This window comes from Streptomyces sp. NPDC037054, from assembly GCF_055606745.1.
Genome location: NZ_JBVJSJ010000013.1, coordinates 276,180 through 287,218, shown reverse-complemented (window position 1 = coordinate 287,218; position 11,039 = coordinate 276,180). Strand labels below are relative to the sequence as shown.

6 protein-coding genes are annotated in these 11,039 nt (G+C 73.6%); all 6 read right to left on the bottom strand.

Annotated elements, in window-relative coordinates; all coding sequences use genetic code 11:
- Positions 1-334 precede the first annotated feature (334 nt).
- Positions 335-2,386, bottom strand: a complete 2,052-nt coding sequence (locus tag ACZ7D7_RS28290) for a M4 family metallopeptidase (RefSeq protein ID WP_470827912.1) — start codon at positions 2,384-2,386, stop codon at positions 335-337.
- Positions 2,387-2,681: 295 nt separating this feature from the next.
- Complete coding sequence (locus ACZ7D7_RS28285; protein WP_470827910.1) at positions 2,682-4,580, bottom strand: ABC transporter ATP-binding protein; 1,899 nt, start codon at positions 4,578-4,580, stop codon at positions 2,682-2,684.
- Entirely contained in the window at positions 4,577-6,313 is a 1,737-nt protein-coding gene (locus ACZ7D7_RS28280; RefSeq protein WP_470827923.1) for an ABC transporter ATP-binding protein, read from the bottom strand. Before ACZ7D7_RS28280 ends, ACZ7D7_RS28285 begins: the two co-directional genes overlap by 4 nt.
- A gap of 214 nt (positions 6,314-6,527) precedes the next feature.
- Positions 6,528-8,387 (bottom strand): ABC transporter ATP-binding protein, encoded by a 1,860-nt coding sequence (locus tag ACZ7D7_RS28275; protein ID WP_470827909.1) that lies wholly within the window; start codon positions 8,385-8,387, stop codon positions 6,528-6,530.
- The gene (locus tag ACZ7D7_RS28270; protein ID WP_470827908.1) at positions 8,384-10,219 is read right to left on the bottom strand and encodes an ABC transporter ATP-binding protein; all 1,836 of its coding nucleotides are present in this window, start codon (positions 10,217-10,219) and stop codon (positions 8,384-8,386) included. The genes ACZ7D7_RS28275 and ACZ7D7_RS28270 overlap by 4 nt, the downstream gene beginning before the upstream one ends.
- Before the next feature lie 11 nt (positions 10,220-10,230).
- Entirely contained in the window at positions 10,231-10,995 is a 765-nt protein-coding gene (locus ACZ7D7_RS28265; protein ID WP_470827907.1) for a DinB family protein, read from the bottom strand.
- Positions 10,996-11,039: the final 44 nt, after the last annotated feature.

Below are 11,039 nucleotides of genomic sequence, written 5' to 3'. Positions count from 1 at the left end.
ACCCCCCAGGTCATGCCTTCGACAGAGGGGACACAGTCATACCGGGCCCGGAGGCCAGCAGCCCCATTGCAGGACCGCGAAGAACATAACGGGGGCGCTGGGCGCCGCCGGACGCGGCCTTCGTCCGGGCCGCCCATCAGCGGATGAGGGTGCGGAGTCTCGCGAGGGTGTGGGCCGCTCTGGCGGCGGGCGGCTCGCTCGTCGTGCACCGGACCGTGCTGCGGGTCCTGCGTTGGCGGGCGGTGACGGGCGGGCGCCGCCCCGGGGAGTCGAACCACCGGGGCGGCGCCCTGTCGGAGGAGGCGGCGGGCCGTGTCCGGACGGCCCGGGCGCTCTACGGGAAGGTCAGCTTCCAGCCGTTGATGTGGCCGGTGTCGTACCGGGCCGTGTCCTGCACCCTCAACTGCCAGGTGCCGTTGGCCGTTTCGGAGGACGCGTCGACCGTGTACGTCGCGTTGACGTTGTCCGCCGAGTCGGAGGAGCTGGCGCTCTTGAGGCGGTACGCCGTCCCGTCCGGGGCCAGCAGGTCGATCACCAGGTCACCGCGCCACGTGTGCACGATGTCCACCGCGACCTGGAGGTTGCTCGGCGCGTTGCCCGCGCGGCCCGAGACGGTGATCGACGAGGTCACGGCCGTGCCGGCGTCCGGGATCGCCACGTCGGCGGTGTTCTCGAAGGAGGTGCCGCCACCGCCGCCGTCGCCGGGGCGCGTGCCGACGTTGACGCCCGCCCACGCGTCCTGGACCGCCTTGTACTCGGCGCTGGTCGTGCCGTAGAGCTCACCGGCCGCCGCGAGGGTGCCGGTGCGGGCGCCCGCGTAGTTGGTGGTCGAGGTGAACTTCGTCGTCAGCGCGCGGAACCAGATCTTCTCCGCCTTGGCGCGGCCGATGCCGGTGACCGGAAGGCCGTCCGAGGTCGGCGAGTTGTAGGTGACACCGTTGATGGTCTTGGTGCCGCTGCCCTCGCTCAGCAGGTAGAAGAAGTGGTTGGCCGGACCCGAGGAGTAGTGCACGTCGATCGAGCCGATGCCCGAGTACCAGGCGTCCTTGGACGAGCCGTCCCTGCTGGGCTTGTCCATGTAGCGCAGCGGGGTGCCGTCGCCCCGGATGTTGATCTCCTCGCCGATGAGGTAGTCACCGACGTCGGAGGCGTTGTTGGCGTAGAACTCGACCGTGGCGCCGAAGATGTCGCTGGTGGCCTCGTTCAGGCCGCCGGACTCGCCCGAGTAGACGAGGCCCGCGGTGTTGGACGTCAGGCCGTGCGTCATCTCGTGCGCCGCCACGTCGATCGACGTCAGCGGGTTGGCGTTGCTCGCGCCGTCGCCGTAGGTCATGCAGAAGCAGCTGTCCGACCAGAAGGCGTTGACGTAGTTGTTGCCGTAGTGCACCCGCGAGTAGGCGGCCCGGCCGTCGCCGCGTATGCCGCTGCGGCCGTGCACGTTCTTGTAGTAGTCCCAGGTCAGCGCGGCCCCGTAGTGGGCGTCGGCGGCGGCCGACTCCAGGTTGGACGGGCTGCCGTTGCCCCACACGTCGTCGGGCCCGGAGAACAGCGTGCCGGTGCCCGAGGTGCCGCGGTTGAGGTTGTACGTCTTGTGGCCGCCGCGCGCGCCGTCGGTCAGGTTGTACGTCGTCCCGGACTGCGTGGTGCCGAGGGTGACCGTGCCGCTGTAGACCGTGTGGCCCGTGCCGGTCTCGATGGCCTCCCACTCGTACAGCTTCTCGCCCGTGGTGGCGTCGGTGACGACGTGCAGCTCCTGCGGGGTGCCGTCGTGCTGGAGGCCGCCGACGACCGTCTCGTACGCCACGACCGGCTTGCCCTCGGCCGCCCAGATCACCTTGCGGGGGGCGCGGTCGACGTCCGGGTTCTTGGCCTTCTCGGCCTTCGCCGCGTTCAGCGCCTGCCGCTCGGCGTCGGCGGCGGGCAGCGCGGCCTTCGTCGTCGCCGGCTTCACGGCGGTGCGGGTGGCCTTCACGACGCCCTCGGTCGCGCCCGACTTCGACGTCTCGACGACGAGGTCGCCGCCGAGCACCGGCAGGCCGTCGTAGGTGCGCTCGTAGCGCGTGTGCACGGTGCCGTCGCGGTCCTTGAGGACGTCGCGGACGACGAGCTTCTCCTTGGCGCCGAGGCCCAGTTCGCGGGCGGTCTCCGCCGTGCCGGCGTCGGCCTGCCGGAGCAGCTCCGCGCGCTGCGCGGGGGACAGCCGCACGGACTCCGAGGCCGGAGCCGCCTTCGGGGCCTGCTCGGGGGCGGCGGTGGCGGTGCCCGTCTGGACGGCCGCGGCGATGAGGGCGGCGACACCGGCGAGGGCGACGGCCGCGGTGCGGCGGCGCGGGGTGGTGCGGGGTGCGGTGTGGGAGGTGCGTCTGTGGGAGGAGCTGCTTCTCAACACTGACTCCTTCTGCGGGCCGCGGGTCGCGCGGCCGGGGGGAGACCGGTCGGCGGGTGGGCCGGCCGGGCAGAGCTGGGTCTTGCGCAGAACCACGTGCGGGAGCGTCGGCCGCGCAACAGCGTCTTTTCGCCGAAGCTGTGGGGTTGCTGTGCAGCGGCCGTGGGAAGCGTGGCAGGAGACCCCCGGGTCTGTCAGGGTCGCGTCAGAAAGTTGGCTGGAAACGGTCCGTTGTCCGGGCGTTCACGTTCGATAAACGGACGCTTGGCGGATGTTCTGTGGGATGCGCGGCGGGTCAGACCGCGCCGGACGGGCGGTCGCCGTGCCGGTCCTCTCCGGACGGGCGGTCGCCGTGCCAGGAGTGCCACAGCGCCGCGTACGCGCCGCCGGCCGCCACCAGCTCGTCGTGCGTGCCCAGTTCGGTGAGCCGCCCGTCCTCCATCACGGCCACCCGGTCGGCGTCGTGCGCGGTGTGCAGCCGGTGCGCGATCGCGATGACGGTGCGCCCCTTCAGTACGGCCGCCAGCGCGCGCTCCGTGTGCCGGGCGGTCGTCGGGTCCAGCAGCGCCGTCGCCTCGTCCAGGATCAGTGTGTGCGGGTCGGCCAGCACCACGCGGGCCAGGGCGAGTTGCTGCGCCTGCGAACCGTCGGTGCGGTGACCGCGCTGCCCCAGCTCCGTGTCCAGCCCGTCCGGCAGCTCGCGCACCCACTCGGCGGCGCCGACCGCGTCCAGCGCGGCCCACAACTCCTCGTCACCGGCGGACGGTTCGGCGATGCGCAGGTTGTCGCGGACCGTGCCGAGGAACACGTGGTGCTCCTGCGTCACCAGCACGACCTGACGGCGCAGTGCCTCGGGGCCGAGCGCCACGACCGGCACCCCGCCGACCGTGACCGTGCCCTCGGTCGGCGCGTCGACGCCCGCCAGCAGCCTGCTCAGCGTGGTCTTGCCCGCCCCGGAGGGCCCGACGACGGCCAGCCGCTCCCCGGGCCGCACCGTCAGATCGACACCCCGCAGCACCTCGCCGCCGCGCTCGTAGGCGTAACGCACGCCGGTCACGTCGATGCGGTCGCCGGACGGCGTGGGCGAGCCGTCGTCCGCCGACCTCGGGGCGTCGGCCAGGCCCTCCACGCGGGCGAACGAGGCGCCGCTGCTCTGCAGTTGCTCGACCCGGATCAGGATCTCGTCGATCGGCGCGTTCAGTTGGTGCAGGTACAGGGCGGCCGTGACGACCGCGCCGAGCGACACTTCGCCCCGCGCGTGCAGCAGCCCGCCCACCAGCAGGGCGCCGGCCACGGGCAGGACGTAGGAGAGCTCCACGGTCGGGAAGAGCACCGAGCGCAGGAACAGCGTGCGCAGGCGGGTGCGCCGCGCCACCTCCACCGCGTCACGGCTCGCCGCGATCCGCCGCTCCCGCAGCCCGAACGCCTCGACCGTGCGGGCGCCCGACGCCGTCGCCGCGAGGATCTCCGCGACGTCGGAGGTGGCCGCGCCCTCGGCGAGATAGGCGGTCCGGGCCCGGCGCAGATACCAGCGCAGGGCGACCCAGATCGGCGTCAGGGCGAGCACGCCGACGGCGCCGAGCAGCGGGTCCAGGACGAAGACCGCGCCGATCACGCACAGCGCCTGCACGGTGTTGACGAGCAGTTCGGGACCGGCGTCGCGCAGCGTCGTGCCGACGGCGGTCACGTCGGACGTGCCGCGCGCCGTCAGGTCCCCGGTGCCGGCCCGCTCCACCACGGACGCGGGCAGCGCAAGCGCCCGGCCGACGAACCGCTCCCGCACGCGGGCCAGCGTGCGCTCCCCGAAGCGGTGACCGACGTAGCGGGCCCAGCGGGCGAACAGCAACTGGGCCAGGGTGCACAGCAGGATGGCGAGCGCCATCCGGTCCACGGCACCGACGTCGGCCCCGGCCCGCACCTCGTCGACGATCCGCCCGAGCAGCCACGGTCCGGCGAGACCGGCGGCCGCCGCGAGGGTGTTGAGGACGAGGACGGTGCCGAAGGCGCGCCGGTCGGCACGCACCAGCGCGAGGGCGGCACGGCGGACGGCGTGGCGGGAGGCCACGGGGAGCCGGTCGGCGGGGAGCCCGTCGGCGGTGTCCGGGGCCTGCGGGCGGGCGCCGGCCGGGGTACGCCGCCGCGCGCCGGCCGGCGAGTCCTTCTCCTCCGGGCTCTGCGCCGTCGTCGCGGTCATCGTGCGGATCCCTTCGCCGTACGCCCGTCCTGCGTGCCCCTCGCGTCTTTCGCGTCCTCCGTGCCCTCCGCGTCCTCCGTGCCCTCCGCGTCCTCCGTGCCCTCCGCGTCCTCCGTGCCCTCCGCGTCCTGCGTGCCCTCCGCGCCCTCCGTGTCCTCCCCGTCCCTGGCCACGAGGGCGCGGTAGCCCGGCTCGTGGTCGAGGAGCCAGTGGTGGGTGCCGGTGGCGGTCACCTTGCCCTCGTTGACGTGGATCACCGTGTCCGCGCGGGCCAGCACCAGGGGTGACGTCGTCGCGAGGACCGTCGTACGGCCGGTCCGCGCCGCCCGCAGCCGGTCCGCGACCGTGGCCTCCGTGTGCGCGTCGAGTGCCGACGTGGGCTCCGCGGCGAGCAGCACCTCCGGGTCGGCGTGCAACGCCCGTGCCAGCCGGACGCGTTGACGCTGGCCGCCGGACAGGTCGCGGCCCTGCGCGGCGATCTCCGAGTCGAGCCCGTCCGGCAGTCCGAGCACGATGTCGTCGGCGGCGGCCGCGTGCAGCGCACGCCGGATCGCGTCGTCGCCCCGGCCCTGCGGACCCCACCGCCCGCCGACCAACTCCCGCAGCGGGCCGGCGAAGAGGTCGGCCTCGTGGTCGGCGACGAGGATCCGCTCCCGCACGTGGCGCAGCGCGATCTCGTCCAGGCGCACCCCGCCCCAGGTGGCGTCCGACGGCGCGTACCGGCCCAGCCGGTCGAGGACGGCCGCGGCGTCGGCCGGCCGGGCGCAGGCCAGCGCCGTCAGCCGGCCCGGCAGCACCCGCACGCCGGACTCCGGGTCGTGCAGCACCGACGGCTCGGCGGGCGCGTCCCGCGTGCCGGTGTCCGGCGGGGGCTCGAGGCGCAGGAACTGCGCGACGCGACGCGCGGCCACGAGAGCGCGGCTGATCTGGTAGCCGGCCTCCACCCAGAAGCCCACCGGCCCGACCAGCACCGCGACATAGCCGTACACCGACACCAGCTCCCCGACGCTGATCTCGCCCCGCGCCGCGAGCCGGGCCGCCGGCCACGTCACCGCGGCCAGGAACAGCGTCGGCAGCCCGACCCCGAGCGCCTGCACCCAGCTGGTCACCGCGCCGACCCGGTAGCCCTGTTCGCGCAGCCGCCGCGAGTCCGCGCGGAACGCGTCGGCGACCAGGCCCTTGCCGCCCAGCCCGTTCAGGACGCGCAGCCCGCCCGCGAGGTCGCCGATCCGCGCCGTCAACACGCCCTGCCGCTCCCGGTATTCGGTCTCCGTGCCCTGCAACCGCCTCAGCAGCGGCCCCACCACCAGCACGATCACCGGGATGCCGAGCAGCACCAGCGCGGCGATGAGCGGGGACATCGACACCAGCAGCACCGCGACCGTCAGATACGCGACGATCGAGCCGACCCCCGGTCCGACGACGGTGAGCGACCAGCTGATCGTCTGGACGTCGCCGACGCCGATCGTCATGACCTCCCCGGCGCCCACCTGCCGCGACAGCGCGGAGCCGAGCCGCACGGCCTGCCCGACGACGACCTTCACCGTGCGGAAGTTGGCGTCCATCCGCACCCGCGTCATCGTGCGGTGCCGCAGCGCGCCCAGCCACGCCGAGAGCGCGCCGAAGGCGACCAGCGCGCCGCACCACCCGGCCAGCGCGCCCGTGTCGCCCCCCTCCAGGCCCTCGTCGATCGCCCGGGACATCAGATACGGCGTCGCCGCGAGCAGCACCATCCACACGGTGGCGATCAGCGCCCCCGCCGCACACCGCCCGGGCTGCCGCCGCACGAGCCACCACAAATACCGCGCCCCGCCCCGCGCGTCCGGCGTACCGGGGTCCTCGTACGCGTCGATGCCCTTCACCCTCTCGGCCGTAGGTTCCCCGAACGCTAGCCGCCGTTCCCACGGAGGCGCTGAAATCCGGACCCCGCACCCGACGCGTCCCGCGTCACGCCAGGCTGTCCCGCCAGGCGCGGTGCAGGTCGGCGAAATCGCCCGCGCCGGCCACGAGTTCGGCGGGCGTGCCGTCCTCGACGACCCGGCCCCGGGCCATGACCAGTACCCGGTCCGCGATCTCGACCGTGGACAGGCGGTGCGCGATGACGACCGCCGTACGGCCCTTCAGCACCGTCGCCATCGCCCGCTGCACGGCCCGCTCCCCGGGGACGTCCAGCGAACTCGTCGCCTCGTCCAGGATCAGCACCCCCGGGTCTGCCAGCAACGCCCGCGCGAACGCCACGAGTTGGCGCTGTCCGGCGGAGATGCGGCCGCCGCGCTTGCGGACGTCGGTGTCGTAGCCGTCGGGCAGCGCGCTGATGAAGTCGTGCGCGCCGATCGCCTTCGCGGCCCGCTCGATGTCCTCGCGGGAGGCGTCCGGGCGGCCGATCGCGATGTTCTCGGCGACCGTGCCGGAGAACAGGAACGCCTCCTGCGTCACCATCACCACCCCGCGCCGCAGCTCGGGGAAGGCCAGGTCGCGCAGGTCCACGCCGTCCAGCAGCACCCGGCCGTCGGACGGGTCGTAGAACCGGGCGAGCAGCTTGGCCAGCGTCGACTTGCCCGCGCCGGTCGAGCCGACGACCGCGACGGTCTGCCCGGCCGGGATCGTCAGGTCGAAGCGGGGCAGCACCTCGCCGCCGGTGCGGTACCCGAAGGAGACCCCGTCGAAGACCACCGTGCGGCCGGGCCGGTCACCCGCCGCCGCAGGCAGCTCCTTCGGCGTGACCGGCTCGGGCACGGACGGCGTCTGCGCCAGCAGCCCCGCGATCTTCTCCAGCGACGCCGCCGCCGACTGGTACGAGTTGAGGAACATGCCGAGCCGGTCGATCGGGTCGTACAGCCGCCGCAGGTACAGCACCGCCGCCGCCAGCACACCCAGCGCCAGCGTGCCGTCCGCCACCCGGTACGCGCCCCACAGCACGATCAGCGCCACGGCCGTGTTCGCGACCAGCCGCGAGCCGACGACGTACCGCGCCATCTCCAGCAGCGCGTCGCCGTTGCTGCGCTCGTGCCGCCGGTTCAGGACCCGGAAGTCCGCGTCGTTGACGGCCTCGCGGCGGAACGCGCGAACCGGCCGGATGCCGTTCATCGTCTCCACGAACTTCACGATCACCGAGGCGATGGCCGTGGACCGCTCCCGGTACACCCGCGCCGCGCGCCGCCGGTAGACCCGCACCAGCAGGTACAGCGGACCGAACGACGCCACCGCGACCGCGCCGAGCCCCAGGTCCAGCCAGAGCAGCAGCGCCGAGATGTAGACGAACGACAGGACCACCGAGACGAGCTCCTGGAGCCCTTCGTCGAGGAGTTCGCGCAGCGACTCGACGTCCGTGGTGGCCCGGGAGATGAGCCGGCCCGAGGTGTAGCCCTCGTGGAAGTCGAGGCTGAGCGCCTGCGCGTGGCGGAAGATCCGGCCGCGCAGATCGAGCAGCACGCTCTGGTTCACCCGGGCGGAGGCGCGGATGAACCCGTACTGGAGCACACCCGAGGCGACCGCGCACAGCAGGTAGCCGACGGCCACCGCGATCAGCGGACCCCGGTCGTCGGCCCGGAACGCGGGCACCGCGCGGTCGATGGCGTACGCCACCAGCAGCGGGCCCGCCTGCACCGCCGCCTGCTGGAGCAGCAGCAGGAGCGTGGTCACCGCGACGCGCGCCTTCATCGGCGCGAGCAGGGAACGCAGCAGCGCGCCCGTCGCGCCCGGGGGCGAGGGCAGGACGTCCCGGTCGAACGCGTCGCCCTTCCCGGGCACGGGCTCCGGCCGGTCCTCGTCGCCGGTGGCCGGGGCGGACGTCGTCGGCGCGGTCATCGGTCGGCCTCCGCCTTCTCGGCCACGGGTGCGTCGTGTGCTGCCGGGGCGCCCTTCAGGGGGTCGTCGAGTCCCGACATCAGATGGGCGTACTCGGCGCTCGTACGCAGCAGTTCGTGATGGGTGCCGACGGCGGTGATCCGGCCGCCGGACAGCAGGGCGACGCGGTCGGCGAGCTGCACCGTGGACGGGCGGTGGGCGACGATCAGCGCGGTCGTGTCGGCGAGCACGCGCCGCAGCGCGGCCTCGACGGCGGCCTCCGTGTGCACGTCCAGCGCGGACAGCGGGTCGTCCAGGACGAGGAACCCGGGCCGTCCGACGACCGCGCGGGCCAGCGCGAGCCGCTGCCGCTGACCGCCGGACAGGCTGAGCCCCTGTTCGCCGACCTGCGTGTCCGCGCCCTGGGGCAGGGCGTGCACGAAGTCCGCCTGGGCGACGGCGAGGGCGCGGCGCAGCTCCGGGTCACCGGCGTCCGGGCCGGCGCCCATCAGGACGTTCTCCCCGACGGACGCCGAGAAGAGCGTGGGCTCCTCGAACGCCACGGCGACCTTGGCGCGGAGGTCCTCGCGGGACATGTGGGTGATGTCGACGCCGTCTAGGGTGATCCGGCCGGAGGTCGGCTCGTGCAGGCGGGGGACGAGGGCGGTCAGCGTGGTCTTGCCGCTGCCGGTCGCCCCGACCAGGGCCATGGACTCGCCGGGGCGGATGTGGAGGGTGACGCCGTCGAGGGTGGGCGGGGAGTCGGGGGAGGCATCGGGATACCGGAAGGTGACGTCCTCGAACCGGATCCCGTCGGGCACGTCGGCCTCGCCGGGGACGGACACGACGGCGCTCTCCGCCTCCTCGCCCTCGTCCATCACCTCGAAGTACCGCTCGGTCGCCGTCGCGGCCTCCTGGCTCATCGCCAGCAGGAAGCCGATCGAGTCGATCGGCCAGCGCAGGGCGAGGGCGGTGGACAGGAACGCGACGAGCGTCCCGGCCGACAGATCACCGTCGGCGACCTGCACGGACCCCACGACCAGGGCCGCGCCGATGGCCAGTTCGGGAAGGGTGACGATGACGCCCCAGATCGTCGCCAGCAGACGCGCCTTGCGCAGCTCGGTGCCGCGCAGGGTGCCCGACAGCTCGCGGAACGCCCGCGCCTGACTGCGGTGCCGGCCGAACCCCTTGATGATGCGGATGCCGAGCACGCTCTCCTCGACGACCGTCGTGAGATCCCCGACCTGGTCCTGCGCGAGCCGCGCCACGCGCGCGTACCGCTTCTCGAACACCACGCACGTGATCATCACGGGCACGGCGGGCCCGAGGATCACCAGCCCGAGCGTCCAGTCCTGCATCAGCATGATGGCGACACCGACGAGGATCGTCACGCCGTTGACCAGGAGGAACGTCAGCGGGAACGCGAGGAACATGCGCAGCAGCATCAGGTCGGTCGTCGCGCGGGAGAGCAACTGCCCCGACGCCCACCGGTCGTGGAAGGCGACCGGCAGCCGCTGGAGGTGCCGGTACAGATCGGCCCGCATCTCCGCCTCGACGCCCGACAGGGGCCGCGCCACGAGCCACCGCCGGAACCCGAACAGCAGGGCCTCGGCGAGCCCGAGCAGCAGCAGATACAGCGCGCCGAGCCACACGCCCGCCGGATCCCGCTCGGCGATGGGCCCGTCCACCATCCACTTCAGGACGAGCGGGATGACGAGCCCGAGACAGGAGGCGAGCACGGCGACGAAGGCGGCGCTGAACAACCGCACCCGCACCGGCCGCACGTACGGCCACAGGCGCAACAGGGCACGAACGGCGGAACGGTCCTCGGCGGCGACGGTTTCGGTGGACATCAGCAGCGAGCCTACGGAACACCACTGACACTGCCCACCGAGTTTTCCGCCCGCCCGAACCCGCGTCCGCCCCGCGTGGTCCGCCACAGGTCGCGCAGCAGCGCGATCTCGGCCATGTGGTGGATGAATTCCAGGTTGGCGCCCCACACAACGGAGATGAACGGCTCGTCGGGGGCGGAACCGTACGGGTACTGGCACAGGCCGACCGTGTCGAGCCGGTCCTCGGTGAGGCCACCGACGGCCTCGCGCCAGCGGTCGACCACCGGCCAGAAGCGCTCCAGGGTCACGGAGGCCGAGGGGGAGAAGTCGACCATCCGCTTCGGGTCCCGCCGGCGCTCGCCGAAGGTCCACTCCCAGGTGCCCGCGAACTCGTAGTGCAGATGACCCAGTCGCCACGCGATGGTCGTGACCGCGGTCTCGTCCGGCTCCGGCTCACCGGTGTGGGCCAGGACCTCCCGGACCCGCTCGACGGTCACGCTCCAGTCCTCGGCGATCCTCTCCACCGACATGCCGTCGGCCGCCTGTCTCGCGACCTCCGCGTACTCGCTCGCGGGGATGTCCGGCGCGCCCAGGTCCAGCACCCACTCGCCCGGCCCGAACGCCCGCGGTGTCGTCGCCTCGCCGCGCCGCCGCAGTGACCAGCAGCCGGGCACCGGCTCCCACAAGTACTCCTCGTCGCAGAGACCCGTCAGCCGCACCTCGGCCATCTCCCGGGCCTTGTCGAACTGGTCGAGCAACAGCCCCAGCCGGTCGGTCCGTACGCCCTCGATCTCCATGAAACGGCTCCCCTCGCGGACACGGATCCGGCGGAGCCTAACGG